The organism is Mesorhizobium oxytropidicola (assembly GCF_056174625.1).
In genome coordinates this window covers 1,352,595-1,378,039 of sequence record NZ_CM149692.1, presented here as the reverse complement: position 1 = coordinate 1,378,039, position 25,445 = coordinate 1,352,595, and the positions used below count along the sequence as shown (strand labels likewise).

The following is a 25,445-nucleotide window of genomic DNA, read 5'->3' as shown; positions in this document are numbered from 1 at the left end:
CCTGAGCCGACCTAGAGAATATCGCTCGCCCAATCCTCGTGTCCGTGTCGTATTCGGACAATGAGAATATCGCCATCCGCTTCGATCCGGTAGACGACAAGGTGGGCCTTGAACGGGTGGATGCGCATAGGCGGCGATATCTCATACCTCTCCCGGGCCATGCGAGGGTTCGCAGCGATCAGATCGAGCATCGCAAACAACTGCTCATGATACAGTCTGGCCTGCGCTGCGCCGAACAGGCGCACGCCCTGTTCGGCAATGGCGATGATGTCGTCTTCCGCCGCCAGGGAAAGGCGGAATCCCACTACCCATTGCCGCGCGGCGCATTGGCACGCGTCAGCGCCTCCGCAAAAAGCGCGTCTTTGGAACGAGTGCCGATGCCGCTTTTCAGACCGTCATCGACAAAGCGCTGCATGGCCGCGATCTTGTCATTGCGCTCCTGATCCCGGCGGATCAAATCCCGCACATAGTCGCTGGCATTGGCATAGCGACCTGTCTTGGTTTGCGCCTCGACCCAGTCTTTCATGGGATCAGGCAAGGACACGTTCATCGTCGCCATAGCGGTCTCCAGTCACTACAATATGGCATATTTTGGCAAAGTTTGTCAAAGTTGGCTGCGCGTATCTCGCCGCCAGATGCCATTGCGGTCATCCTTTGCAGCGCCTCAGATGCTCGACCAGCGCGCGCAATTTCGGCGCGGCGTTGCGCCGGCTTGGATAATACAGATAGAAACCGGCAAAGCGCGGACAGTAGTCCTCCAGCAGCGGGACCAGTTCTCCCCGCTCGACAAACGGCCGAAAACTCTCCTCCATGCCGAAGGTGATGCCGGCGCCGGCCACGGCCAGCTTGATCATCAGCGCCATGTCGTTGGTGGTGATTTCGGGCGCGACCGCGACGCTGAAATCCTTGCCGTCCTCGGCGAATTCCCAGCGGTAGGGAACCGCCTTGGGTGAGGGCCGCCAGCCGATGCAGCGATGCCCGGCAAGGTCGGCGGGATGCGCGGGAATGCCGAAGCGGTCGCGATAGGCGGGCGAGCAGACCGTCAGTTGCCGCTCGTCACCCGCTACGGGCACCGCGATCATGTCCTGTTCGATGACCTCTCCCAGCCGCACGCCCGCATCATAGCCTTCGGCGACGATATCGAACTCCTCGTCGGTCACCATGATGTCAAGCTGGATTTCGGGATTGGCCTCGGTGAAGCCGGCGAGAAACGGTCCCGACAGGAAGCGCTCGGCGATCGAGGAGACGGCCAGCCGCAATTGCCCGCGCGGCCGGTCGCGCCACTGTTCGGTCTGGCTGAGCGCTGCACGCATGTCGGCGATGGCCGGCGCGACGTCTTCGTACAATTGCTCTCCAGCCTCGGTCAGGCTGACGCTGCGCGTCGTCCGCGAAACCAGCGCGATGCCGAGGTTTTCCTCGAGCCGCCGGATCGTCTGGCTGACGGCCGACCGGCTGACACCGAGCCGCTCGCCCGCCGCGCGGAAACTGCGTTCCTCGGCAACGAGTGCGAACACCGAAAGCATATTGAAATCGGGCAGCATTGGTTACCTCAGCTTTCCATGGCGACAACAATTGGATGTCTTATCGCGACAGTGGCGGAGACGTAAATCCTTGGCAATCTTGATCCCATTGAAGACGAAAGGATTTTTGCAATGGCTCTCGACAAGGTCGTTCTCATCACTGGAGCCTCCAGCGGGATCGGCTCCGGCATTGCCCGCGAACTCGGGGCTGCCGGCGCCAGGCTGATGCTGGGTGCACGCCGCATCGACAGGCTGCAAGACTTGGCGGGCGAGATCCGCGCGAAAGGTGGGGAGGTGATGACCCGCAGGCTCGACGTGACCGACCGGACCGATGTCGCCGCCTTCGCGGAAGCCGCGCGCCAGGCCTGGGGGCAGGTCGACGTCATCATCAACAATGCCGGCATCATGCCGCTGTCGCTGATGGCGTCGATGAAGGTCGACGAGTGGGACCGCATGATCGACGTCAACATCAAGGGCGTCCTGCACGGGATCGCCGCCGTGCTGCCGCAGATGACGGCGCGCGGAGCCGGCCACATCATCAACATAGCCTCCGTGGGTGCGCTCACCGTCTCGCCGACAGCGGCTATCTATTGCGCCACCAAATATGCGGTGCGGGCGATCTCCGACGGTCTTCGCCAGGAGAGGGATGACATCCGCGTCACCTGCATCCATCCCGGCGTTGTCGAAAGCGAACTGGCCGACACCATCACCGATACGATTGCCGCTGAAGCGATGAAAACGTACCGCGCGATCGCGCTGCAACCGGATGCCATCGGCAGGGCGGTGCGCTTCGCCATCGAGCAGCCCGATGACGTCGACGTCAACGAGATCGTCGTGCGTCCGACACGGGCGGCGCACTGAGCATGGCGCCGCTCGGCGTCACAACCACAGAGGACCAGATGAACAACCATCCCTATGTCGGCATGTGGGTCACGGCCGACCGCACCATCCGCCACGAACTTTTAGCCGACCGCCGCTATGTCGAGGCCAGGGGCAAACGCGAGCGTGCTTATCTGGGACGCTATCTCGTCACGGGGAATCACATCGATTATTGGGACGACACCGGCTTCACAGCGGACGGCGAGTTCATCGACGGGATCCTGCACCACGCCGGCATGATCCTCTACCGGGATAGATGACGAGCCGTGCAGGCCGTCCGAACCGATTGGCGCGAACGGATTTCTAAGCCTCTGTTGCTATCGGTTTGCCGACGGACGGAGCTTCCAGGCAGTGACCCAGCGCGCCTTCATCATCTTGCTCATCCTGCTGGCGGTGGCGGTCGCGCTGTCGGCGACAGCGTTTCCGGGTCGATGATCGGCTTCCTGTTTGCGATCGCCGGAGCCTTCTTCGTCGCAGTACCGGGAGCAACCATCGGCGACGCGCTCAGACAGGGCGGCGTTCCGGTGACCGGCGAGCAACTCCTGTGGGCTCTGGCCGGCCTCTACGCCCTGCTCCCGCTTGGCGCCGCCGTGCAGGCATGGCTGCGGCTGAGACGAGGTGATTTCGACAAAGCTCGATCGGCAGCGCTACGCCTGGCGCTCGTGCTGGCGCTGCCGCTAATGGCCTGGCTGTCGGTCAATTCAATGCAACACGCCTGGCCGTGAGGCTTGGCCTGGGCCGCTCATGGCGAACTCCGCAAATGCCGGGTTGCGGACGACCAGCTGATCCCGATGGCTACCAGTTGATCTCGATCGCTTACCAGTTGATCCCGATCTTTGCCTTGCCGGCATAGCTCTGGACATTGCCGGAGAATTCACCCTGGAAGCCGAGCGAAGCAAACAGGCCGGAGCTTGTTGTGTATGTCGCGCTGGTGTTGAGGAGAGCGGCGTTGGTGTCCGGCTCGGCCCCGTCGATGGTGAATGTTGCGCCGGGCAGGCCCTGGAACGTCGCCGTCACCCTGCGGTCGGTGCCGCCGTTGATCGCCCAGGCGGCGCGGCCCGACAGCGTCAGCTTCGCGCCATCCCGCAGCGGGATGTCCTTGTCGAGGTTGAGGCCCAGTTCGAAACGCGTCGCGGTGGTCGTCTGCGATCCGTAACCGAGCGCGAAGTCGCCGGAACCGGCGCTGGTCTCGGAATAAGCCGGCAAATGATAGGCCGTGGCCTGGAAGGCGGCGTAGGGTGTCAGCACCGCAACCGGCGTGGCGAAGCGATAGCCGCCCTCGACGCGTCCCGACCAGGTCTGCGCGTTGAAGGACGCCTCCAGCGTGTCGCCCGGCACCACCCGGCTGGTGTTGGTGTCGTTGAACCCGTAGGCCAGCACGCCGCCGATATAGGCATCGCCAAAACCCTGCCGGCCGAACACGCCGACATTGAAAGTGTCGGCATGGCCGGAGCCGAGATCATCCGACAATGAGAAGCTGGACGAACCGCCGCCGATGGCGACGCCAAGGCGCGTGTCGCCCCAGTTCCTGACGATGCCGCCGGCGATGCCAAAGATATCCGAATTCGTGTCGTGCGAGCCGACGCCGGCATCTCCGCCGATCTTCTGCGAACCACCATAGACGGCGCCCCATGCCTGCCAGCGGCTGGCGAAGACAGACCCCACCAGGTCGGCATTGTGGCTGGCCTTGATGCCGAGCGAGGCAAACTGGTCCTTGTCGCCGGCTGCCCTGTCTTCCGCATAGGCCGTCGCCCCGCCGCCACCGGCCGGACCCGCCGCGCCCTGGCCTGCCTGGGCATCGAGCGCATTGATGAACTGGTCGGCGCTGTCGATGCCGGCATTGGCGGCACCGGCCGCCACCTCGCCCGACACCTGGGAAAGCCCGTTCGCGTCAAGCCCGGCAAACGCGCCGGGCAATGAGCCGGTCCGGTCGAAGTAATCGAGGAGTGCCGTATCGACGCTCTTCTGGTTCTCGTTGAGCCCGGCGCCCATGGTCGGCACGGCGGTCGTCTGCAGATAGACGTCGTTCGCGGTGTAGTCATAGACGAGGCTGCTTGTAAGGCCCGGCAGCGTCGGGGCGTCGATACCCGCGAATGCAGTGCCGCCCAGTCCCCCGTCGGCATGGAGGATGGTATAGCTCTTGGCCACGAAAGTGCCCGGCAGGTAGGTCACCGCCACCGTGCCGCCCGAGAGGTCGGCCGTGCCGGTAACGTTGGTGCGGTCGGCCGTAACAGGCGAAACCTCGACGCTGTATGTGGAGCCCGCGCCGAACACGAGGTTCCCGGCGACCGTGATGGTGCCGATCGAATTGCCTGGCGCCAGAACGCCGCCCACGATCGTTGTGTTGCCAACCGTGCCGGTACCCCCCAGCGTGCCGCCACTGTTGACCGTCGTCAGCACGGACGATGCAATCGACCCGTTCACCGACAGGACGCCACCATTCACCGTCGTCGCGCCGGTGTAGGTGTTGGCACCATCAAGAACGGTGCCGCCGCTGTTCTGGGTCACCGTGCCGTCGCCGCTTATGGCGGGTGAGAACGTGACGGCGTTCGATTGGTTGAAATTGATCGCGCCGTTATTGGTCAGGCTGGACAGGCCCGAAATCGTCCCGGCGACAGTCCCATTCGCAACCGCATTGCCGAGATTGAACGTGCCTGTGGCATTGATGGTAAAGCTGCCGCCGCTCTGGAAATTCAACGCACCCGCGAGGTTCAGCGTGCCTGCGCCACCGGCGCCACTGGGTCCAAGATACGAACCGACGAGAACTCCCGGAACTCCGGTGCCACCCAGGATAATTGCGCCCCCACTGCCGATGGCGATGGATGAGGTGGAGTCGACCGTAACGGCACCGCTGCCGCCCGCTCCGCCCCCGGCTACCGCAGTGTACCATGAGGCGCCGCTGCCGCCCATCCCGCCGACCAGCAGCGTTTCGCCTACAGAAAGGCTGGCGCCGTCCTCCAGCAAAACCGTGCCGGCACCACCAACCCCGCCGACACCGAAGGCGCCCGCGCCGCCGCCGCCGCCGCCAACCAGAATCGAGCGGTTCACGGTCAGCGTGACACCAAAGACGGTAAGGTCACCCGCGGATCCGTCACCGCCAGTGCGGTCCCAGCTACCGCCGCCGCCGCCGCCGCCCACGCCGACGAATTCGTAGCTTCCGCTGTTGGTCAGAATAAGCGAAGAGGGGCCACTCGCACCGGCATCCGGCGTCTTGCCCGAAATGTCGTTGCCGTCACCATCGACCACTTTGCCGCCGCCGCCGCCGCCGCCGCTGTTATTTGCACCACCGCCGCCACCCAAGAGACCGCCAAGGCCGCCGCCAGCACCGTTGGCTCCCGATCCATCCGGGTTGACGCCAGCAGCGCCACCGGGGTTGACGATAGCAGGGCCCGCGCCGCCGGCAGGGTGCCCGCCGGTACCGCCGGCGCCGCCAAGCGCACCGCCGCCGCCGCCCGCGGCAGCCGTTGCACCACCGCCTCCGACGCCGCTGATACCGCCGCCAGTGCCTCCGGAAAATTGTGCCCCAATGCCGCCGCCGCCGCCGCCGATGCCGCCACCGCCGCCATTGCCCCAGCCGCTAGTGCCGCCGTCGCCGCCACTGCCGACCAGCAGACTATCGGCTGCCGCTGGCAGCGTGGCCAGCAGCAGAGCCGTTACGGACGTTGTGGCAAGAAGAACTTTTACACGGCCCGATCGACGAGCCGCCCCCGGAAATGTCACGCCAGACATGCCTTGCCCTCAAAAAACCGTCGCGCGCCCTACCGGCACAACAACATCGGCCAGGTGCGCCGACTGCAACGACCCAAGGCATGTCTCATCATGATTATGAAGGCTTTGAACGAGAATCCGTGCGCCTCTTGCAGTAGAGAGCCCAGACATCTGGGAGAGCAAGAGCGGCATTCGCGCCGCGGGCTTTTCATCTTGGGTTGTTGCTTGCCGGCAACAGGATCATAGAAGTAACCGACCATATGAACCAAGTAGTGCATAAAAAAGTGGCACAGTCTGCAAAAAATAGTGCCGTCGAGCTTCGGATTCATGCGCCGCGATCGCGCCCGGAAAAACCTCGCCCAACGCCTTAAGCGTGGCGACACGAACGCCATTGACGTCGGGTGGTTCAGCCATGTCGATCAGCGCGCGATCGGAGACCATCACATGGGACCAGAACTCCCTTGCGAAACGCATTCGCCCGCGCATTAAGTTCATTTGACCGGCTTCGATTGAACGATAGGCTGACAACAAGCCGCCGATTGCCGCATGGGATCGGCACCCGTCCCATGTGCGCAGAGGCCGCCTGTTTTGAGCATTTTCGATCGATTTTCCCTGGAGGGGCGTGTGGCCCTGATCACCGGCGGCGGACGCGGCCTCGGCTTCGAGATCGCGCGCGCCTTTGCTGAAGCCGGAGCCCATGTCGTGGTGAGCGGACGCACCGAAGCGACGCTCGACGGCGCCGTCGCCGCCATCACCGGAAATGGCGGCAGTGCGCAGGCTGCGGTCTTCGACGTGGCCGACATCGGGGCGGGCCGCGCGATGATCGCAGAGATCAGTAAGACCCGAGGCCGGCTCGACATCCTCGTCAACAATGTCGGCGCCCGCGACAGGCGGCCGCTTGCCGCCTTCAACGACGACGACATCCTTGACCTGATCAGGACGGATCTTTTGTCGGCGATCTCGCTGTCGCGCGATGCGGCGGAGATCATGAAGGCCCAGGGCCATGGCCGGCTGATCGCGGTGACCTCGATCGTCGGCGAGATGGCGCGGCCCGGCGACGCCATCTACCCCGCCGCCAAGCAAGGACTGACCGGCTTGATGCGCAGCATCGCCGTCGAATATGGCGCCCACGGCGTGACCAGCAACGCCATCGCGCCGGGGATGTTCGCCACCGAGACCAATGCCGCGATGGCGGTAAACCCCGATCTGGTTGCCTTCGCGCGCCAGCGTGTTCCGCTACAGCGCTGGGGGCGGCCGCAGGAGATCGCCGGCGCCGCCCTTTTCCTCGCCAGCGACGCGGCTTCCTTCGTCAACGGCCATGTCCTGACCGTCGATGGCGGCATGTCGATACAGATGTGACGATTTGCGAGGGCGGGTATTCAGGCCGAGCGTTGGGCTGGTGCCCTACGAATCATCTCCGATAGTCCAAAAACAGCGTGCTGCCACTAACGAGCCCGAAAGCGCGGACGTTGAGGTTGATCACCTTATCAAGCGGCTCCGGAGCGTACCGCAGACGCGGAAGCGGGCGGGCACTAACCAGCGGCTGACGCGAACCGACGGGGCCGATCAGGGATTTAAGGCGAGCCGTAGCCGGAACGATCTGGTGATGGCGTTCCGCGCGCCCGAACGCGTCGATAACCTCTACAGTGATCCGCAGTGGCGCGCCTTGCAATTGTTGAACCAGGTCAAGGTACCCGCCCTGAAGCAGTGCGACCACCCCCGGGTCAACCAGGTAGACCGTAACCCGGGGCGGGTCGCCGGGTGTCCTCTTTCGGATATCGCGAAAGACCTCCCCATAGGCGCGCGCCATCTGACTAATGGAGACCCAGGGCTGAACACCCGGCCACGACCGGCGCTCAGAAGCTGAACATGAACCTGCCGCACCCGCTTTTCATGCATCCGCAGAAGAAAATCTTTAAATGCGACCAGGATCGATTCTGCGCTTCTTTTATCTCTTGATGACTCGTCGGGGCCCATGTCTCGTGCGACGATTCCGTAGACCTGCGGGAAGCCCTCCCATGTAACGATCCAATCACTCTCCCAGGTACTTTTGAGGCCCCGCATCTTCTCGCCAACCTTGCCGAAAAGAGGTCTGCCACGATCCGAATCGCTCGTTGCGTCGGCCTTCGCTGGGCCGCGCCCGCAGCTAATCGCTAGCACTTCATCTTTGGGGATTTTGGATTTGCTGGGCAGACTGCCTCGGACGCAGGTAAATTGATCATCTACTTCGTTTCCGCGCTTGATCTTTGATGGCGAAGCGAGACGGAACCCCCAACGGCTCGGCCGAACGCGCGACGCATCCACCCGCCTTGAAAGCTTTTTCAAAAAATCGACGACGTACTCGTGCCGGCCTTCTGGGTAGGTATTGCAGAGAATGTGGTATTGTTTTTGCAGGAATTCCGAATCCACTTCGCCTTCTTGGATAAGCGCGAAGTGCGGCTGCGCCGGCGGTCCGGTGAGTTCGATGATTTCGTCAAAGAGTGATAGGAAATAAGGCTCGCCGAGTCCCGATCCCAGAAAGAGCAGCGACCGGGTCCGAAACAACTCTGCGAAGCTGCGCCGGAAATGCGGCGCTCGATGAGCCTCCTTCCGGTACTCATCGTGTCCGACCACCAGCTCCTCGGCGAACTGAGCGAGCGGGACGTCCTGACCGATCTTCTCCTTAAGAGAGCCGTTCAGCCGCGGCAGGAAACCCTGAAGCGCCCACACGATTTCACTGGCCGGAAAACTCAAGTGCTCCAGCAGTTCTCGGCAGTGCGCCTCCGAACGACCCAAAGTCCTTGGAACATAACCCTTCGCTTCCAGCTTGGCTCGGAGATACAGATCATCGTAATTGGTCGTGCACACCAACGGCCAGAACAGGGACGCTAACTCTTTCGTCTGCGACGGGACGATCTCCACGCCAGACCGATAGATGGACTTCGACACCGCCTTGGGAACATCGTCCCCCTGCTGCCGAAGCACCTGCAGCGCTATCGAGGCACGCCGAATGAAATTCTTCCTCTGTGAAGCGACTTTGATCTTGGCTAGCCGCTCCAGCCCCGTGACCAATTCTTCCCAACTCGCACAGTTGGGCTACTCATGCCCGATCCGACAAACGGCACCAGTCGTCCGCGGTCGTAAAGCGCGCAAAGACTCGCGATATCGAACTTGCCTGCCATCGTCGACATTCCAATATCTAACGCTCTATAGCGCCAGTCTATATCAGCTCGGTTGCACACAAAGTAACTATACTCAATATAAAATAAAAAAAGCAATATTAATCTTGAGATACGGCCTCGCATAGAGAACCTATTGGAAAATTCCTTGCCTCGACTTCAGTCGGACCGATGCGCCGCAATAGCGCTCAGAAAAATCGCCCCAAACTCCTTGAGCTTGGCAGCCCCCACGCCATTCACTTCGGCGAAAGCGTCGAGATCACTCGGGCGGCGTTCGGCCATGTCGATCAGCGTGCGGTCGGAGAACACCACATAGGCCGGCACCTGGCGCTCCTTGGCCAGGCGCAGCCGCAGGGATTTCAGCGTGGCCAGCAGCGAAGCGTCGACGCCTTCGGCACCCGAACCCTCGGCCGCTCGCATCTTGCGCAAGGCGCGGCTGCGCATCTCGACACGGTAGTGGAACGGCTCCTCGCCACGGTCAAGCGCGTGGCCCTTCTCGGCGATGGCAAGGCCGCCATGGCCGCTCGGATCCGGCTCCAGGAAACCGTTCGCCACGAGCTGTCGGATCAGCGACATCCAGAAATCCTTCTTATGCGCCGCGCCGCTGCCGAAACAGGCGAGCCTCTGATGGCTCCTGGCCAAAATCTTCTCGGTCTCATGGCCGAGCAGGATGTCGATGACATGGGCGGCGCCGAAGCGCTCGCCACTCTGCGCGACAGCCGCCAGGATGATGCGCGCCTCGGCAGCGCCATCGGCGCGCGGCACCTGGTCGACGCAATTGTCGCAATTACCGCAAGGCTCGGCTTCCTCGCCGAAATAGCCAAGCAGCACCTGGCGGCGGCACTGTGCCGTCTCGCAATAACCGATCAGCGTGTCGAGCCGGCGGTGCGCACGCCTCTTGTGCTCCACCGCTGCATCCTCGTCGTCGATGAACAGCCGCCGCATGCGGATGTCACCAAGGCCGTAAAGCATGTGCGCCTCGGCCTTGCGCCCATCACGGCCGGCGCGGCCGATCTCCTGATAATAGGCCTCCAGGCTGCCCGGCATATCGGTGTGGAAGACATAGGCGACGTCAGGTTTGTCGATGCCCATGCCGAAGGCGATGGTCGCCACCATGACGACGCCGGACAGCGTCATGAAAGCGTTTTGGTTCGCCTCGCGCGCCTCCTTGCTCATGCCGGCGTGATAGGCGAGCGCGGTGACGCCGTTCTTCTCGAGGAAGGCCGCCATCTCTTCCGTCTTCTTGCGCGACAGGCAGTAGACGATGCCGCTCTTGCCCGAGTGGCGCTCGATGAAACGCAGCAATTGCCGCTTGCTGTCTTGCTTGGACTCGATCGCGAGCTTGATGTTGGGCCGGTCGAAACCCAGCACCAGCGTTTCCACCCGCTCCGCGAACAACCGCGCTTCGATATCGCTGCGCGTGCTTTCATCCGCCGTCGCCGTCACCGCGATGATCGGCACGTTGGGGAAGATGTGCCGCAAACGCGACAGGTCTTCATATTCGGGCCGAAACGCTGGCCCCCATTGCGAGATGCAATGTGCCTCGTCGATGGCGATCAGGCTGATTTCGAGCCTGGAAAGCGCCTCGAGCATGCGCTCGGTCATCAGCCGCTCCGGCGCCAGGTAGAGCAGCCGCGTCTGGCCTGATGCCACGCGTCGCCAGGCGGCGACATTGGCCTCACGGTCGAGCGAGGAATTGATCGTATCGGCGCCGACGCCCGCCAGCCGCAAGGCGGCGACCTGATCCTGCATCAGCGCCACCAGCGGCGAAACGACGAGGGTGAGCCCGCCCATGACCAGCGCCGGAACCTGGTAGCAGAGTGACTTGCCGGCACCCGTCGGCATGACGGCCAGCACATGGCGCCCGCCGAGCAGCGCATCCATGACATCGGCCTGGCCGGGGCGGAAATCGTCGAAGCCGAACACGTCCTTCAGGACGCGCCGCTTGGGATCCTCGGCCCGAATGCTGGCTGTCTGCGCCGACATCAGGATGACACCGGATCGGAAGCAAATTTTCCGGAATTGGAGAGAATATGGGAATCGATCAAGAGACTCTCCGCGTGATGCTTCGGAGTAGCGCAGCTGCCTTCGGAACACAACCGGAACGGTCCTCCCATGTTGACGGCGGACTGATTGGTCGTGGCTGGCGAAGGCACACCTTCCCCAGCGACACCTCCACCCCCGCTGGATTCCTTCACGTCAGGATGTAAGCTTGGCCAGGCGAGCCAGGGAGGGCACGATGCTGCAGGTGAGACAGGATGTCCTCGGCGAACGGTTTCAGCTGCAGCGCACGGCCTTCGAGAAGCAGCCCTTTCCCGATCTGGGTGTGCGGAAAGACCGCCTGAAACGCTTGCTGGCGCTGACCGAGCAGCATGAGGCCGACATTTGCGCGGCGATCGATGCCGACTTTGGCGGCCGCTCGGCGCATGAGACGCGCCTTGCCGAACTGTTCGTCGTGCGCGCCGGCATCCGCCACACGCTGTCTCATCTGAAAGGCTGGATGCGGGAGCGTCGTGTCGCCACCACCTTGCCGTTCTTGCCGGGCCGCAATCGCCTGCTGCCGCAGCCGCTTGGTCTCGTGGGCATCGTCTCGCCCTGGAACTACCCCTTCCAGCTTGCCGTCGCGCCGGTCACGGCAGCGCTCGCCGCTGGCAACCGCGTGCTGGTCAAGCCTTCCGAACTGACACCAGCTTTTTCCGAGCTGCTCGCCAGACTGGCCAGCGAGCATTTCGCCCCGGACGAGTTGAGCGTCATCACCGGCGATGCCGAGATGGGCAAGGCCTTCGTGGCGATGCCGTTCGATCATCTGCTGTTCACCGGCTCGACCGCGGTCGGCCGCCAAGTCGCGATCGCCGCTGCCGCCAACCTGACCCCGGTCACGCTCGAACTCGGCGGCAAGTCGCCGGCGATCTTCGACCCCTCCTGCGATCTCGATGCGGCGACAGCCAGCATTGCCTACGGCAAGCTGCTCAATGCCGGGCAGACCTGCATCGCGCCGGACTATCTGCTGGTGCCGAAGGGGCAGGCCGGCACGGTCGCGGCCAAGCTCGCAACCGCGGTGGCGCGGCTCTACCCAACGCTCCGCGACAACCCCGACTACACCGCCATCATCAGCGACCGCCACTTTCAGCGCCTGCGCGCCATGATCGCGGAAGCCCGTGACGCCGGCGCCGAAATCACCGAAATCAACCCGGCCGGCGAAGAATTCGGCGCCGCGAGCCGCAAGCTGCTGCCGACCCTGGTCAGCAACGCCGGCCCGGACCTGCGGTTGATGCGCGAGGAGATTTTCGGTCCGGTGCTGCCGATCGTCGAATACGCCACCGTCGATGAGGCAATCAGCCATGTGAACCAGGCCGACCGGCCGCTGGCGCTCTACTGGTTTGGCAACGACAGCACCAACCGCCAGCGCATCCTGCGCGAGACGATCGCCGGCGGCGTCACCATCAACGACTGCATGCTGCATCTGGTGCAGGAGAACCAGCCCTTCGGCGGTGTCGGCCCCAGCGGCATGGGCGCCTATCACGGCGAATGGGGGTTCCGCACCTTCAGCAAGGAGAAGCCGGTTTTCCTGCAGTCGCGCCTGAGCGCCGGCGCCCTGCTGCGCCCGCCCTATGGCAAGGCGTTCGAGCGGCTTTTCGGCCTGCTTCAGCGGATCACCTGACCAACCGCCGTGACCTCCGCGCATTAAGTTTATATTCACCATGATCCAGCAGGTTCCGATCCTGCGGTGATGTTTTGAGTACCGCGGCGCCACGGGCGCCCAGGCAACAAACCCGCGCCTCTTTGGAGGTGCGGGTTTTTCATTTCGAAAGAGAGCGCGAAGTCGGCCGCTGCTGCCCTCAGGCGAGAAAATCCGCCCGGTGCGGCGTAAAACTGTCGACCAGCCGCCCCGCTTCCAGCGCCTTGACGCCATGCACCAGACCGGACGGCACGATGAAGCTGCCCCCGGCCTCAAGAATCTCCGTCCGCCCGTCGATGGTCACCTCGAAGCGGCCTTCGGCGACATAGCTTGACTGCACATGCGGATGGGAATGTAGGGCACCGACGCCGCCCTTGTCGAAGCCGAATTCGACCAGCATCAACTCATCGATGGAGAGGAGAACGCGCCGCCTGTTGCCATCCGGCGTCGGCGTCCAAGCACCCTCGCCGGCATGCGCGAAGATCTTCGTCATCGTCATCTCCTCATCGCGGACGCATGCGTCAGAGCCGGTAGGCTTTCTTCGCCAGCGTATAGGCCAATTCCCCTGCCAGCTCATGCGCCTCGTCCTCGCGCAGCCGGTGTTCGGCGACGAGGCGTGCGAGGAAGGCGCAGTCGACGCGACGCGCCACATCGTGGCGAGCCGGGATCGAGGGAAAGGCGCGCGTGTCGTCGTTGAAGCCGACAGTGTTGTAGAAGCCGGCCGTCTCCGTCGTCATCTCGCGAAAGCGGCGCATGCCTTCCGGACTGTCGTGGAACCACCAGGCCGGCCCGAGCTTCAGCGCCGGGTAAACACCGGCCAGCGGCGCCAGTTCGCGCGCATAGCTGCTCTCGTCGAGCGTGAAGAGGATGACGGTCAGGTCACGCTCCAGCCCGACGCAGTCGAGCAGCGGCTTCAGCGCCGTCACATAGTCGGTCCGCGTCGGGATATCGAACCCCTTGTCGCGACCGAACTTTTGGAAAACGTCAGGCGAATGGTTGCGCCAGGAGCCGGGATGGATCTGCAGCACCAGCCCGTCATCCCGGCTCATCTTGGCCATCTCGGTCAGCATCTGGGCGCGGAAAAGTTTATGCTCGCGCTCGTCCTCCGAGCCGCGGCGGATGCGGTTGAACAGCTCCTGCGCCGCCGCGTCGGAAAGGTTGGCGGTCTCGGCCGTCGGATGGCCATGGTCGGACGAGGTCGCGCCAAAACTCATGAAGAAAGCACGCCGCTGGCGATGCGCGTCGAGATAACCGGCCCAGCTGCCGGTGTCGCAGCCGGTGATCTCGCCGAGCCGATCGAGATTGGCCGAAAACCCCTCGAAATCGGGATCGACAACCGCGTCTGGACGATAGGCGGTGACAACGCGGCCCTCCCAGCCGCTGTCGCGGATCATCTTATGCCATTTGAGATCGTCGAGCGCGCCTTCGGTCGTGGCGATGACCTCGATGTTGAAGCGCTCGAACAAGGCGCGGGGACGGAAATTCTCCCACTGCAGCACCGTCGCGATCGTGTCGTAATGGCGGTCGGCTGTCGCGGCATTCAGCGGCTCTTCGATGCCGAACAGATGCGCCAGCACATGGTCGAGCCACAGCCGGGTCGGCGTGCCCCGAAACAGGTAATAGTGCTCGGCAAAGCGCCGCCAGATCGTCCTGCCGTCGGTCTCCACCGGAGCGCCATCCAGGTTCGCCACGCCGAGATCTTCCAGCCGCACGCCCTGGCTGAACAGCATGCGGAAGATGTAGTGGTCGGGCACGATGAGCAATTGCGCCGGATCCGGGAACGGCTCGTTCAGCGCATACCAGCGCGGATCGGTGTGACCATGCGGGCTGACGATGGGCAGGTTCTGGACGCCGGCGTAGAGGTCGCGGGCAAGCGAGCGCGAATGCGCTTCGGAGGGAAACAGCAGGTCCGGATCGGTCAGCGCGACCATGGGAAAGCGGCTCCTTCCAGTCTGGATACCGGTACGTTCGGGCCAAGGCGAAGTCAATGTGTGCTGGCAAAGCGGCATCCTTGCGGCTGCCGCAAACAGGTGTTACGCCGCCTGTTATCCAAAGTCCCCAGTTCCCGGTATGGTGATGACCAGAAGCCATCTGTCCGACGCCACGCTTCAGAAGCTGCCCGCCGGGACCAAAATCCCCGTATATGACCGCGGCAAGGTTGCCCCAGGCATCGTGCATCTCGGCGTCGGCGCCTTCCATCGCGCCCATCAGGCCGCCTATGTTGACGAGTGCCTGGCGGCGGGCGAAACGGAGTGGGGCATCATCGGCGTCTCCTTGCGCAGCCCCGACACGCGCGATGCACTGGCGCCGCAGGACGGGCTCTACACGCTGGCGATCCGCAGCAGTGGCGAGGAGGAGCTGCGCGTCATCGGCTCGATTCAGTCGATGCTGGTGGCGCCGGAAGACCCTGGTGCGGTGCTGGCCGCGCTGACCGATCCACGCACCCGCATCGTCACGCTGACCATCACCGAAAAGGCCTATCTCAGGGCCGCGGGCGGCGGATTGGACGCCGCCCATCCCGACATCATCCACGATCTGGCAAATCCGCAAATGCCGAAAACCGCGCACGGTTTCCTCTCCGAGGCGCTTGCCCGGAGACGGACCGCCGGTACCCCTCCGTTCACCGTGCTCTGTTGCGACAACCTGCCCGCCAATGGCGCAACTTTGCATCGGCTGCTGACTGAATTCGCCGCATTGCGCGACGCCAGCCTTGGCTCGACCGGCGATGCCGCCCTCGTCGGTTACATCACCGACCAGGTCGCCTTTCCTTCCAGCATGGTCGACCGCATCGTGCCGGCAACCACGGACGTCGATCGGGCGCGCGTCGCCGGCGAACTCGGCATCGACGATGCCTGGCCTGTGATGACCGAGCCCTTCCGCCAATGGGTGGTCGAAGACAATTTTCCGGCGGGACGGCCGGCCTGGGAAAAATTTGGCGTCACAATGGTCGGCGATGTCGGCCCCTTCGAGGACATGAAGCTCAGGCTGCTCAACGGCGCGCATTCAGGCATCGCCTATCTCGGCCTGCTCAGCGGCCACGACACCGTGGACCGCGCTTTCGCCGATCCGGCGATCCGGCAATTTGTCGACGGGCTGTGGGCCGAGGCCATCCCGACATTGCCGGAGGATGCCGGGCTCGATACATCAACCTACACAGCCGAGCTTGCCGAGCGCTTTTCAAACACCGCACTCGCCCACCGCACCGCCCAGATCGCCAATGATGGCAGCCAGAAACTGCCACAGCGCATCATCGCGTCCGCTATCGAGTGCCTCGAAGCTGGCACCGAGTTCGTACATCTCACGCTGGTGGTGGCGGCCTGGATCGCTGCCTGCGCCGCGCGTGGAAAAACCTTGCCCGAAAGCCATTTCACCGATCCGCTCGATGTAGCGTTGACGGCGCTTTTGGACCAGCAGCTACCGGCGAACGAGACCGTGACGGCGGTGTTCGACCTTGCCGGCTTCGCTGGGGACCACGCCGAGCGCCAGACGCTGATTGAACTCACGGCGGTGCATCTGGTCCACCTGCGACGCGATGGTCCGACACTGGCCTTCGCAGCCTTGGGCATATAAACAAAAAGCGGGGCAACCCCCGCTTTTCATCAAGTCATTTAGTGCGGATTTCAGGCCGGGATGATCGCGCCTTCCAGCGTGGTGAGCTGGCTAAGGAACTGCTCGGCCTTGCTGCGCGCCTGGTCGTCCTTGGCGTCGGCGGCGTCTTCCCTAGCTTCCTGGATGCGGCGGGCGAGATCGGCACGATCGACATCCTTCACCGCGACAGCCGATTCCGCCAGCAGCGTGCAGCCGGCCGGAACGATGTCGGCGAAGCCGCCAAACACGACATAGCGTTCTTCGCCGCCCGAGGCGGTCTTCACCGTGACGACACCCGGCTTGATGGTGGTCATGACCGGCGCGTGATGCGCCATCACGGTCATCTCGCCTTCGGCGCCGGGAATGACGACGGATTCGACCTGCTCGGAAACCAGCAGGCGCTCTGGCGAGACCAGTTCGAATTTGAAAGCTTCAGCCATGATCACTTTAGCGAGTAGGAAATAGTGAGTAGCGAGTAGGGAAGAAACTCGCTCGGCTCACCTTGCCCTATTCGCTACTCCCTATTCGCTATTCGCTTCTTATGCCGCTTCAGCCGCCAGGCGCTGTGCCTTCTCGACTGCTTCCTCGATGCCGCCGACCATGTAGAAGGCGGCTTCCGGCAGGTGATCGTAGTCGCCGTTGCAGAGGCCCTTGAAGCCCTTGATGGTGTCGGCGAGATCGACCAACTTGCCCGGCGCGCCGGTGAACACTTCGGCGACGAAGAAGGGCTGCGACAGGAAGCGCTCGATCTTGCGGGCGCGGGCGACCGTCTGCTTGTCCTCTTCCGACAGCTCGTCCATGCCCAGGATGGCGATGATGTCCTGCAGCGACTTGTAGCGCTGGAGGATCGACTGCACCTGGCGGGCGACGGCATAGTGCTCGTCGCCGACAACCAGCGGGTCAAGCATGCGCGAGGTCGAATCCAGCGGATCGACGGCCGGATAGATGCCCTTCTCGGCGATGGCGCGGTTCAGCGTCGTCGTCGCGTCAAGGTGGGCAAACGAGGTCGCCGGCGCCGGATCGGTCAAGTCGTCGGCCGGCACGTAAATGGCCTGCACCGAGGTGATCGACCCCTTGGTGGTGGTGGTGATGCGTTCCTGCAGCGCGCCCATGTCGGTGGCGAGCGTCGGCTGATAGCCGACGGCCGACGGGATACGGCCGAGCAGAGCCGACACTTCCGAACCCGCCTGCGTGAAGCGGAAGATGTTGTCGACGAAGAACAGCACGTCCTGGCCCTGGTCGCGGAAATATTCGGCAACCGTCAGGCCGGTCAGGCCGACGCGGGCACGGGCGCCCGGCGGCTCGTTCATCTGGCCGTAGACCAGCGCGGCTTTGGAGCCTTCGCCGCCGCCCTTCTTGTTGACGCCGGATTCGATGAACTCGTGATAGAGATCGTTGCCTTCGCGGGTGCGCTCGCCGACGCCGGCGAACACCGAATAGCCGCCATGCGCCTTGGCGATGTTGTTGATCAGTTCCTGGATCAGCACGGTCTTGCCGACGCCGGCGCCTCCGAACAGGCCGATCTTGCCGCCCTTGGCGTAAGGCGCCAGCAGGTCGAGCACCTTGATGCCGGTGATCAGGATCTGCGCTTCCGTCGACTGCTCGACATAGGCCGGAGCCGGCTGGTGGATCGAGCGCATCTCGGTCGCGTCGACCGGGCCTTCTTCGTCGACCGGCTCGCCGATGACATTGATGATGCGGCCGAGCATGCCCGGGCCGACCGGCACGGAGATCGGGCCGCCGGTGTCGCGCACTTCCTGGCCGCGCACCAAGCCTTCGGTGGAGTCCATGGCGATGCAGCGCACGGTGTTCTCGCCGAGATGCTGGGCAACTTCGAGCACCAGGCGGTTGCCGACATTGGTGGTCTCGATCGCATTCAGGATCGGCGGCAGGTGATCGCCGAACTGCACGTCGACGACGGCGCCGATGACCTGGCGGACCTTGCCGACAACGCCGGTTGCCTTGGTGGCAACGGCCGAGGTCTTGGCCGCGGCGGCCTTGGCGGGCGCTGCCGCCGTCTTGGCCGGATCTGCCTTAGCGGCTGCGGCTGGAGCCTTGGCCGCCTTCGCGGGGGCTGCGGTCTTCGCGGCTGCGGCCTTGGGGGCTGCCGTCTTGGGGGTCGCTGCTTTCGCCATCGTCTTTACCCTTTTCGTCCTTTGTTTCTCACGCGGTCCGGTCGCGGGCAGATTGACCCGCGAACCGCGTCTAGAGCGCCTCGGCGCCCGAAATGATTTCGATCAGTTCCTTGGTGATCTGCGCCTGCCGCTGGCGGTTGTAGGTGATCGACAGCTTGTTGATCATCTCGCCGGCGTTGCGCGTCGCATTGTCCATGGCGCTCATCTTGGCGCCCATCTCGCCGGCCGCGTTTTCGAGCAGCGCCCGGAAAACCTGCACCGAGATGTTGCGCGGGATGAGGTCGGACAGGATTTCACCCGGCTCCGGCTCATACTCGTAGACGGCATTGCCGCCATCCACCGCCTCGGCGGGAGCCGAAGCGACGCCGGCCGGAATGATCTGCTGCGCGGTCGGAACCTGGCTGATCACCGACTTGAACTGCGAATAGAACAGCGTGCAGACGTCGAAGGCACCTTCGTTGAAGAGGTGGATGACCTTCTTGGCGATCGCGTCGGCGTTGACGAAGCCGAGCGTCTTGACCTCGCGCAGGTCGATACGATCGAGGATCATCGCTGCATAGTCGCGGCGCAGTATGTCGAAACCCTTCTTGCCGACGCAGATGATCTTGACCTGCTTGCCGTCAGCCAAAAGCCGGCGGATATGGTCGCGGGCGTGACGGGCGATCTGCGAATTGAAGCCGCCGCACAGGCCGCGCTCGGCGGTGCAGACGACGAGCAGATGCACGTCGTCCTTGCCGGTGCCGGTCATCAGCGCCGGGGCATCGCCGCCGCCACCGATCGCCTGGGTGATGTTGGCCAGCACGGAACCCATGCGCTCCGAATAGGGGCGCGCCGCTTCCGCGGCCTCTTGCGCACGGCGCAGCTTCGCCGCGGCGACCATCTGCATCGCCTTGGTGATCTTCTGCGTCGCCTTGACCGAGGCGATACGGTTACGAAGGTCTTTTAATGAAGGCATGCTTCAAACCTGATCCCGTCTTGTCTCATCCGGACTGGCGCTTCGCTCAGGCGAAGGTCTTGGCGAAAGCGTCGATCTCGGCCTTCAGCTTGGCGCGCAGATCGTCCGACAGCGCCTTTTCCTTGCGGATGGCGTCGAGAACGTCCTTGCCGGCCGCACGCATGTGGCTGAGCAGGCCATGCTCGAACTTGCCGACCTGGTTGACCGGCAGCTTGTCGAGATAGCCATTGACGCCGGCGAAGATCACCGCGACCTGCTCTTCCGTCTTCAGCGGCGAGAACTGCGGCTGCTTCAGGAGTTCAGTCAGGCGCGATCCGCGGTTGAGCAGGCGCTGCGTGGCGGCATCGAGGTCCGAGCCGAACTGCGCGAAGGCCGCCATTTCGCGATACTGCGCGAGCTCGCCCTTGATCGAGCCGGCAACCTGCTTCATCGCCTTGATCTGCGCGGCCGAGCCGACGCGGCTGACCGACAGACCGACGTTCACCGCAGGACGGATGCCCTGGAAGAACAGGTTGGTTTCGAGGAAGATCTGACCGTCGGTGATCGAGATCACGTTGGTCGGGATATAGGCCGACACGTCGTTGGCCTGCGTCTCGATGACCGGCAGCGCGGTCAGCGATCCGCCGCCCAGATCGTCATTGAGCTTGGCGGCGCGCTCAAGCAGGCGCGAGTGCAGGTAGAAAACGTCGCCCGGATAGGCTTCGCGGCCCGGCGGGCGGCGCAAGAGCAGCGACATCTGGCGATAGGCGACAGCCTGCTTCGACAGATCGTCGTAGCTGATCAGCGCGTGCATGCCGTTGTCGCGGAAATATTCGCCCATGGTGGCGCCGGCGAACGGCGCCAGGAACTGCATCGGCGCCGGATCGGAAGCGGTGGCGGCGACGATGATCGAATATTCGAGCGCGCCGCGCTCTTCCAGCACCTTGACGAACTGCGCGACGGTCGAGCGCTTCTGGCCGACGGCGACGTAGACGCAGTAGAGCTTTTCCTTCTCGGGACCGTTGTCGTGCACCGACTTCTGGTTGAGCATCGTGTCGAGGATGATGGCGGTCTTGCCGGTCTGACGGTCGCCGATGACCAGCTCGCGCTGGCCGCGGCCGACCGGGATCAGCGCATCGATGGCCTTGAGGCCGGTCGACATCGGCTCGTTCACCGATTTGCGCGGGATGATGCCGGGCGCCTTGACGTCGACGCGCTTGCGTTCGGTCGCCTTGATCGGGCCCTTGCCGTCGATCGGATTGCCGAGCGCGTCGACGACGCGGCCGAGCAGGCCCGGACCAACCGGAACGTCGACGATGGCGCCGGTCCGCTTGACGATGTCGCCTTCCTTGATGTCGCGGTCGGCGCCGAAGATGACGACGCCGACATTGTCGGCTTCGAGGTTGAGCGCCATGCCGCGGATGCCGCCGGGGAATTCGACCATTTCGCCAGCCTGGACATTGTCGAGGCCGTAGACGCGGGCGATACCGTCACCGACGGACAGCACCTGTCCGACTTCGGAGACCTCGGCCTCCTTGCCGAAATTCTTGATCTGGTCTTTCAGAATTGCGGAAATTTCCGCGGCGCGGATGTCCATCAGCCGACCTCTTTCAGTGCAAGCTTGAGCGAATTGAGTTTGGTTTTGAGCGACGTATCGATCTGGCGCGAGCCCATCTTGACCACCAGCCCGCCGAGCAGCGACGGATCGACGGTGACGGAGATGGCCACGTCCTTGCCGGCAACGCTCTTCAGCGCAGCCTTGAGTTCGGTCTGCTGGGCAGCCGTCAGTTCATGAGCCGACGTTACCTCGGCAGAGGTCTCGCCGCGATGTTCGGCTGATATCTGGCGGAACGCCTTGATCATGCCGGGCACGGCGAACAGCCGGCGGTTCTGGGCGACGACTCGCAGGAAGTTGCCGGCGAGACCGGTGATCCCGGCCTTGTCGGCGATCGCCGCGATGGCCTTGGCCTGGTCCTCGCTGGAGAACACCGGGCTGTTGATCAGCCGGGTCAGGTCAGCGCTGCCCGCGAGCATAGCCTCGAAACTGTTGAGGTCGGCCTCGACCTTGGCCACGGAATTTGCCTGCAGGGCGAGTTCGAACAGCGAACCCGCATAGCGTTCTGCGACACCTGAGATTGGCGATGACGATTGAGCCACGGACCGTCTTTTCTCTTGTCTGACAGGCCGCAGATTGTTGGCGCGAGCAAAAACTCTGGCTAAATCTTTGACCTTACTGCATTTTTTCAAGCACGGAGGCGCGGCTTCCGCTATCCCCGGCCGAAAGTCGATTGCCGTCTAGCACAGGCATTTTAAGACCGCAATGCGTCGTTCCGCATGCTTTTCAGGCACTATTGTCGCATCCGGCGAAAGACTCGCGCCTTATGCGCCGGAATACCCTTGGATTCAGGGCACAAAGCCGAAGGCAAAGGCGAGCGGCAATGCCGCCAAGACCAATTCCACCACAATGGAAACCCAATTGAAAGGTGTGTTGGCGCCATCCGACATCATCGACAGCAGCCGGCCGAAGGCGGTGAACAACCAGGAGAAGCCGAGCGCCATGTAAACCAATGGCTGCGCCAAGAGGATGCAGCACAGGCCGACGCCGAGATAAAAGCCCGACATCCTGCCGCGCCCCTCGGCGATCGCCGCCGCTTTCTCCGGCTTGGCCTGCAGGCGCAGGATGCGGAAGGCGAGGCTAGGTGCCAAGAAGAACAGAAGGCCGAGCAGCACGGTGAAGACGGCGCTCGACCAGGCCAGCCATTCGCCCTGGCTCGTCGGCCATGGAAGCGCAAAATCCATCTTGTCCCCTCGAAATGCCTGTTTTGAAATCCCGGGCATTCTAGCGGAGGAAAAGAAGCGCGCCAGATGGTGGCCGGCAATTTAGGAGGGCGCATCAACCCAGCGCGAATTCCACGGCCGCCTCGGCATGGATGCGCGTCGTGTCGAAGACCGGAATGTCGAAATCGTCCTGGCCGATGAGCATGGTGATCTCGGTGCAGCCCATGATGATACTGTCGGCGGCTTCTTCGCGGCGCAGGCGTTCGGCTTCTTCTATGTAAGCCGCCTTCGAAGCGTCGGTGACGATGCCCTGGCAGAGCTCGTCATAGATGACGCGATGCACCATGTCGCGCCCGGCGGCATCGGGCACAATGGGCGACAGGCCGTATTTGTCGGCGAGCCGGCCCTTGTAGAAATCCTGCTCCATGGTGAAGCGCGTCGCCAGCAGCGCCGGGCGCTGCATGCCGGCACGCTTGATCGCCATCGCGGTGGCATCGGCGATGTGGATCAGCGGGATAGATACGGACGCCTGCACCTGGTCGGCCAGTTTGTGCATGGTGTTGGTACACAGAACCAGCCCTTCCGCACCGCCCGCCTCGAGCTTCCGCGCCGCCTCAATCAGAAGCACGCCGGCACCATCCCAATCGCCATGATGCTGCCGCTCGGCGATCTCGGCAAAGTCGAACGACCAGAGCAGCAGTTTGGCCGAATGCAGCCCGCCGAGGCGCTCGCGCACGATCTCGTTCAAGAGCCGATAATAGATGGCGGTCGATTCCCAGCTCATGCCGCCCAGAAGGCCAAGGGTTTTCATGTGATCTTCCGTTTCTCGCTGGCCTGCAGCGTATCGCCGATATCGCGACCTTACAAAAAGCTCTGCGGATCAATATCGACCTGCACCCGGACCGAACCGCGCTGTTTCGGCCCGTTGGCCAGCATGGCGCGGATAAAGCCTTGCATGTCGGCGCGCCGTTCGCCCTGGATCAGCAGGCGAAAGCGGTGGCGGCCGCCGAGCAGCGACAGCGGTGCCTCGGCGGGGCCTAGCACGAACAGGTCTGACGACTCGGGCGCGGCGCGGCGCAGGCCGCGTGCATGGCCTTCGGCTTCGGCTCGCGTCACGCCGCTGACGATGACGCCGGCCAGCCGGCCGAACGGTGGCAAGGCCGCCCGTTCGCGCTCGGCGATTTCGCGCTCGTAAAAAGCTTCGGCATCGCCGGAGACGATCGCCCGCATCACCGGATGGTCGGGCTGGAAAGTCTGCAGCAGGCCGAGGCTCTTCTTGCCTGTGCGGCCGGCGCGGCCCGTGACCTGGCTCAGCAATTGGAAAGTGCGCTCGGCGGCACGCGGATCGCCATTGGCAAGGCCGAGGTCGGCATCGACGACACCGACCAGCGTCATGTTGGGAAAATTGTGCCCCTTGGCGACGAGTTGCGTGCCGATGACGATGTCGGCCTCGCCATCAGCGATCGCCTCCAGTTCCAGCCGCAGCCGCCGCACCCCACCCATCAGGTCGGACGACAAGACGATGGTGCGCGCATCGGGAAAATGCGTGACGACCTCCTCGGCGATGCGCTCGACGCCCGGCCCGCAGGCGACCAGATGATCGAGCGTGCCGCATTCCGGGCAGGCTTCGGGGCGGCGCTCATTGTGCCCGCAATGATGGCAGACAAGCTGGCCGCGGAAGCGGTGCTCGACCAGCCAGGCCGAGCAGACCGGGCAGCCAAAACGGTGGCCGCAGACGCGGCACAGCGTCAGCGGCGCATAGCCGCGCCGGTTGAGGAACAAGAGCGACTGCTCCTTCTTCTCCAACGTCTTGCGCATATGGTCGATCAACACCGGCGACAGGAAGCCGCCACGCGCCGGCGGCGCGCGTCGCATGTCGATCGACTTCAGCTGCGGAAGTGCGGCCTCGGCGAAACGGGCGGAGAGAATGGCCCTGTTGTATTTACCCTGGCTCGCATTGACCCGGCTTTCGACCGAAGGCGTCGCCGACGCCAGCACCACCGGAAAGCTGCCGATATGGCCACGCACCACCGCCATGTCGCGCGCATTGTAGAAGACACGGTCTTCCTGCTTGTAGGCGGGGTCGTGCTCCTCATCGACGACGATCAGGCCAAGCTCCTTGAACGGCAGGAATAGCGCCGAGCGGGCGCCGGCAACCACACGCACCGTGCCCTCAGCCACTTGCCGCCAGACTTTTTCGCGCATCCTGGGTGGCAGGTCCGAATGCCATTCGCCCGGCTTGGCGCCAAAACGCTGCTGGAAACGCTCGAGGAAAGCGTGGGTCAGCGCGATTTCCGGCAAAAGAATCAGCACCTGCTTGCCCTGGTCGAGCGCGGCCGCCACCGCCTCGAAATAGACCTCCGTCTTGCCCGACCCGGTGACACCATCGAGCAGCGCGACATTGAAGACGCCGGCCGCGACATTGGCGCGCAGCATCGATGCGGCCTCGCTTTGGTCCGGCATCAGTTCCGGCACGGCGTAGCTCGAGTCAGGTGCGGCGACCACCGGTCGCGGCGGGATCATCACCGTCTCGAACACACCTTGCGCCTTGAGCCCCTCGATCACTGTCGACGACACGCCGGCCGCATGGGCGAGACCCGAGCGTGTCCAGGCCAACCCGCCCTCGGCCGTCTCCAGCACGCGCGCCCGCGCATCCGTCATCCGGTCGGGAACGAGGAGCGTTCGCTGCAGCCCCTCGATCCAGGGTTCCGGGTCAAGGGCCTCCGGCGCGCGGAGCAGCATGCGCGCCACCATGCCCGGCGCCGACAGCGTGTATTGCGCCACCCAGTCGACGAAACGGCGCATCGAACGGTCGATCGGCGGGCAATCGAAAACCTGTTCGATCGGGCGCAGCTTTTTCGCATCGATATTCTCGACCGCGCCGTCCCAGACGATGCCGGCGACTTGGCGCGGCCCGAGCGGCACGCGCACGATCGACCCCGGCACCACGCGCATGCCGGCCGGCACGGCATAGGTGTAGGGGCGTTCGGCAGGCATCGGCACCAGCACCGGTGCGGCTGCGACAAAGGGCGAATCTTCGATCATGAGGCGTGACCTTGCCCTGAC

General features: G+C 63.9%; 23 protein-coding genes. 6 read left to right on the top strand and 17 right to left on the bottom strand.

Annotated features, from left to right (window positions below; translation table 11 throughout):
- Nucleotides 1–11: 11 nt before the first annotated feature.
- The 3 genes from AC0V8S_RS06840 to AC0V8S_RS06830 all read right to left on the bottom strand — a co-directional run bounded on the left by AC0V8S_RS06840 (nt 12) and on the right by AC0V8S_RS06830 (nt 1,541).
- Complete coding sequence (locus AC0V8S_RS06840; RefSeq protein WP_183464102.1) at nt 12–305, bottom strand: type II toxin-antitoxin system RelE/ParE family toxin; 294 nt, start codon at nt 303–305, stop codon at nt 12–14.
- A complete protein-coding gene (locus AC0V8S_RS06835; RefSeq protein WP_183464104.1) occupies nt 305–559 on the bottom strand; it encodes a type II toxin-antitoxin system ParD family antitoxin in 255 nt (84 codons plus the stop codon). The genes AC0V8S_RS06840 and AC0V8S_RS06835 overlap by 1 nt, the downstream gene beginning before the upstream one ends.
- Nucleotides 560–647: 88 nt before the next feature.
- On the bottom strand, nt 648–1,541 hold the full coding sequence (locus tag AC0V8S_RS06830; protein ID WP_475437245.1) for a LysR family transcriptional regulator: 894 nt from the start codon (nt 1,539–1,541) through the stop codon (nt 648–650).
- Between the two features lie 111 nt (nt 1,542–1,652).
- On the opposite strand from AC0V8S_RS06830, the gene AC0V8S_RS06825 reads away from it, so the two are divergent.
- The 3 genes from AC0V8S_RS06825 to AC0V8S_RS06815 all read left to right on the top strand — a co-directional run bounded on the left by AC0V8S_RS06825 (nt 1,653) and on the right by AC0V8S_RS06815 (nt 3,124).
- Nucleotides 1,653–2,381, top strand: a complete 729-nt coding sequence (locus AC0V8S_RS06825; protein WP_475437244.1) for an SDR family oxidoreductase — start codon at nt 1,653–1,655, stop codon at nt 2,379–2,381.
- A 2-nt stretch (nt 2,382–2,383) separates the two neighbouring features.
- Entirely contained in the window at nt 2,384–2,659 is a 276-nt protein-coding gene (locus tag AC0V8S_RS06820) for an Atu4866 domain-containing protein (protein ID WP_475437243.1), read from the top strand.
- A gap of 171 nt (nt 2,660–2,830) precedes the next feature.
- Entirely contained in the window at nt 2,831–3,124 is a 294-nt protein-coding gene (locus tag AC0V8S_RS06815; RefSeq protein ID WP_475437242.1) for a hypothetical protein, read from the top strand.
- Between the two features lie 91 nt (nt 3,125–3,215).
- Here the strand turns inward: AC0V8S_RS06815 and AC0V8S_RS06810 are convergent, their stop codons facing one another.
- Both AC0V8S_RS06810 and AC0V8S_RS06805 read right to left on the bottom strand, forming a co-directional pair.
- Nucleotides 3,216–6,128, bottom strand: a complete 2,913-nt coding sequence (locus AC0V8S_RS06810) for an autotransporter outer membrane beta-barrel domain-containing protein (RefSeq protein ID WP_475437241.1) — start codon at nt 6,126–6,128, stop codon at nt 3,216–3,218.
- A gap of 219 nt (nt 6,129–6,347) precedes the next feature.
- Entirely contained in the window at nt 6,348–6,638 is a 291-nt protein-coding gene (locus AC0V8S_RS06805; protein WP_475437240.1) for a hypothetical protein, read from the bottom strand.
- Between the two features lie 57 nt (nt 6,639–6,695).
- Here AC0V8S_RS06805 and AC0V8S_RS06800 point away from each other — a divergent pair, with 57 nt between their 5' ends.
- Nucleotides 6,696–7,466, top strand: a complete 771-nt coding sequence (locus AC0V8S_RS06800; RefSeq protein WP_183464118.1) for an SDR family oxidoreductase — start codon at nt 6,696–6,698, stop codon at nt 7,464–7,466.
- A 282-nt stretch (nt 7,467–7,748) separates the two neighbouring features.
- On the opposite strand, the gene AC0V8S_RS06795 is transcribed toward AC0V8S_RS06800, so the two are convergent.
- Both AC0V8S_RS06795 and recQ read right to left on the bottom strand, forming a co-directional pair.
- On the bottom strand, nt 7,749–9,158 hold the full coding sequence (locus AC0V8S_RS06795) for an SIR2 family NAD-dependent protein deacylase (protein WP_475437239.1): 1,410 nt from the start codon (nt 9,156–9,158) through the stop codon (nt 7,749–7,751).
- A gap of 266 nt (nt 9,159–9,424) precedes the next feature.
- Complete coding sequence (recQ, locus tag AC0V8S_RS06790; RefSeq protein ID WP_475437238.1) at nt 9,425–11,251, bottom strand: DNA helicase RecQ; 1,827 nt, start codon at nt 11,249–11,251, stop codon at nt 9,425–9,427.
- A 253-nt stretch (nt 11,252–11,504) separates the two neighbouring features.
- On the opposite strand from recQ, the gene AC0V8S_RS06785 reads away from it, so the two are divergent.
- Nucleotides 11,505–12,926 (top strand): coniferyl aldehyde dehydrogenase, encoded by a 1,422-nt coding sequence (locus AC0V8S_RS06785; protein WP_475437237.1) that lies wholly within the window; start codon nt 11,505–11,507, stop codon nt 12,924–12,926.
- A gap of 178 nt (nt 12,927–13,104) precedes the next feature.
- On the opposite strand, the gene AC0V8S_RS06780 is transcribed toward AC0V8S_RS06785, so the two are convergent.
- Nucleotides 13,105–13,443, bottom strand: a complete 339-nt coding sequence (locus tag AC0V8S_RS06780; protein ID WP_183464124.1) for a cupin domain-containing protein — start codon at nt 13,441–13,443, stop codon at nt 13,105–13,107.
- A 22-nt stretch (nt 13,444–13,465) separates the two neighbouring features.
- Complete coding sequence (gene uxaC / locus AC0V8S_RS06775) at nt 13,466–14,875, bottom strand: glucuronate isomerase (protein WP_475437236.1); 1,410 nt, start codon at nt 14,873–14,875, stop codon at nt 13,466–13,468.
- 139 nt (nt 14,876–15,014) lie between these two features.
- Here uxaC and AC0V8S_RS06770 point away from each other — a divergent pair, with 139 nt between their 5' ends.
- Entirely contained in the window at nt 15,015–16,514 is a 1,500-nt protein-coding gene (locus AC0V8S_RS06770) for a mannitol dehydrogenase family protein (RefSeq protein ID WP_475437235.1), read from the top strand.
- Nucleotides 16,515–16,564: 50 nt separating this feature from the next.
- On the opposite strand, the gene AC0V8S_RS06765 is transcribed toward AC0V8S_RS06770, so the two are convergent.
- From AC0V8S_RS06765 to AC0V8S_RS06730, 8 genes are all read right to left on the bottom strand, one after another.
- The gene (locus AC0V8S_RS06765; protein WP_183464128.1) at nt 16,565–16,972 is read right to left on the bottom strand and encodes a F0F1 ATP synthase subunit epsilon; all 408 of its coding nucleotides are present in this window, start codon (nt 16,970–16,972) and stop codon (nt 16,565–16,567) included.
- Between the two features lie 99 nt (nt 16,973–17,071).
- Nucleotides 17,072–18,667 carry a F0F1 ATP synthase subunit beta gene (gene atpD / locus AC0V8S_RS06760; protein WP_183464130.1) on the bottom strand — a complete coding sequence of 532 codons (1,596 nt, stop codon included), beginning with the start codon at nt 18,665–18,667 and terminating at the stop codon, nt 17,072–17,074.
- A 70-nt stretch (nt 18,668–18,737) separates the two neighbouring features.
- Nucleotides 18,738–19,622, bottom strand: coding sequence for a F0F1 ATP synthase subunit gamma (locus tag AC0V8S_RS06755; RefSeq protein WP_095204820.1), 885 nt, complete (start codon nt 19,620–19,622; stop codon nt 18,738–18,740).
- Nucleotides 19,623–19,668: 46 nt separating this feature from the next.
- Nucleotides 19,669–21,198, bottom strand: coding sequence for a F0F1 ATP synthase subunit alpha (atpA, locus tag AC0V8S_RS06750; protein WP_115140939.1), 1,530 nt, complete (start codon nt 21,196–21,198; stop codon nt 19,669–19,671).
- A complete protein-coding gene (locus AC0V8S_RS06745) occupies nt 21,198–21,758 on the bottom strand; it encodes a F0F1 ATP synthase subunit delta (protein ID WP_475437234.1) in 561 nt (186 codons plus the stop codon). The genes atpA and AC0V8S_RS06745 overlap by 1 nt, the downstream gene beginning before the upstream one ends.
- A gap of 246 nt (nt 21,759–22,004) precedes the next feature.
- On the bottom strand, nt 22,005–22,400 hold the full coding sequence (locus tag AC0V8S_RS06740; protein WP_064981315.1) for an AGROH133_08824 family phage infection protein: 396 nt from the start codon (nt 22,398–22,400) through the stop codon (nt 22,005–22,007).
- A gap of 94 nt (nt 22,401–22,494) precedes the next feature.
- Nucleotides 22,495–23,190: an aspartate/glutamate racemase family protein gene (locus AC0V8S_RS06735; protein WP_183464134.1), complete on the bottom strand. Its 696-nt coding sequence runs from the start codon at nt 23,188–23,190 to the stop codon at nt 22,495–22,497.
- Nucleotides 23,191–23,240: 50 nt separating this feature from the next.
- Nucleotides 23,241–25,424 (bottom strand): primosomal protein N', encoded by a 2,184-nt coding sequence (locus AC0V8S_RS06730; RefSeq protein WP_475437233.1) that lies wholly within the window; start codon nt 25,422–25,424, stop codon nt 23,241–23,243.
- Nucleotides 25,425–25,445 lie beyond the last annotated feature (21 nt).

What these genes read in the sequence shown, in the direction of transcription:
- atpA (WP_115140939.1), bottom strand. Translation starts at nt 21,198, where the DNA reads ATGGACATCCGCGCCGCGGAAATTTCCGCAATTCTGAAAGACCAGATC.
- AC0V8S_RS06755 (WP_095204820.1), bottom strand. Translation starts at nt 19,622, where the DNA reads ATGCCTTCATTAAAAGACCTTCGTAACCGTATCGCCTCGGTCAAGGCG.
- AC0V8S_RS06810 (WP_475437241.1), bottom strand. Translation starts at nt 6,128, where the DNA reads ATGTCTGGCGTGACATTTCCGGGGGCGGCTCGTCGATCGGGCCGTGTA.
- atpD (WP_183464130.1), bottom strand. Translation starts at nt 18,667, where the DNA reads ATGGCGAAAGCAGCGACCCCCAAGACGGCAGCCCCCAAGGCCGCAGCC.
- recQ (WP_475437238.1), bottom strand. Translation starts at nt 11,251, where the DNA reads ATGTCGGCGCAGACAGCCAGCATTCGGGCCGAGGATCCCAAGCGGCGC.
- AC0V8S_RS06830 (WP_475437245.1), bottom strand. Translation starts at nt 1,541, where the DNA reads ATGCTGCCCGATTTCAATATGCTTTCGGTGTTCGCACTCGTTGCCGAG.
- AC0V8S_RS06740 (WP_064981315.1), bottom strand. Translation starts at nt 22,400, where the DNA reads ATGGATTTTGCGCTTCCATGGCCGACGAGCCAGGGCGAATGGCTGGCC.
- AC0V8S_RS06765 (WP_183464128.1), bottom strand. Translation starts at nt 16,972, where the DNA reads ATGGCTGAAGCTTTCAAATTCGAACTGGTCTCGCCAGAGCGCCTGCTG.
- AC0V8S_RS06770 (WP_475437235.1), top strand. Translation starts at nt 15,015, where the DNA reads ATGGTGATGACCAGAAGCCATCTGTCCGACGCCACGCTTCAGAAGCTG.
- AC0V8S_RS06735 (WP_183464134.1), bottom strand. Translation starts at nt 23,190, where the DNA reads ATGAAAACCCTTGGCCTTCTGGGCGGCATGAGCTGGGAATCGACCGCC.
- AC0V8S_RS06785 (WP_475437237.1), top strand. Translation starts at nt 11,505, where the DNA reads ATGCTGCAGGTGAGACAGGATGTCCTCGGCGAACGGTTTCAGCTGCAG.
- uxaC (WP_475437236.1), bottom strand. Translation starts at nt 14,875, where the DNA reads ATGGTCGCGCTGACCGATCCGGACCTGCTGTTTCCCTCCGAAGCGCAT.
- AC0V8S_RS06825 (WP_475437244.1), top strand. Translation starts at nt 1,653, where the DNA reads ATGGCTCTCGACAAGGTCGTTCTCATCACTGGAGCCTCCAGCGGGATC.
- AC0V8S_RS06730 (WP_475437233.1), bottom strand. Translation starts at nt 25,424, where the DNA reads ATGATCGAAGATTCGCCCTTTGTCGCAGCCGCACCGGTGCTGGTGCCG.
- AC0V8S_RS06820 (WP_475437243.1), top strand. Translation starts at nt 2,384, where the DNA reads ATGGCGCCGCTCGGCGTCACAACCACAGAGGACCAGATGAACAACCAT.
- AC0V8S_RS06835 (WP_183464104.1), bottom strand. Translation starts at nt 559, where the DNA reads ATGGCGACGATGAACGTGTCCTTGCCTGATCCCATGAAAGACTGGGTC.
- AC0V8S_RS06780 (WP_183464124.1), bottom strand. Translation starts at nt 13,443, where the DNA reads ATGACGATGACGAAGATCTTCGCGCATGCCGGCGAGGGTGCTTGGACG.
- AC0V8S_RS06815 (WP_475437242.1), top strand. Translation starts at nt 2,831, where the DNA reads ATGATCGGCTTCCTGTTTGCGATCGCCGGAGCCTTCTTCGTCGCAGTA.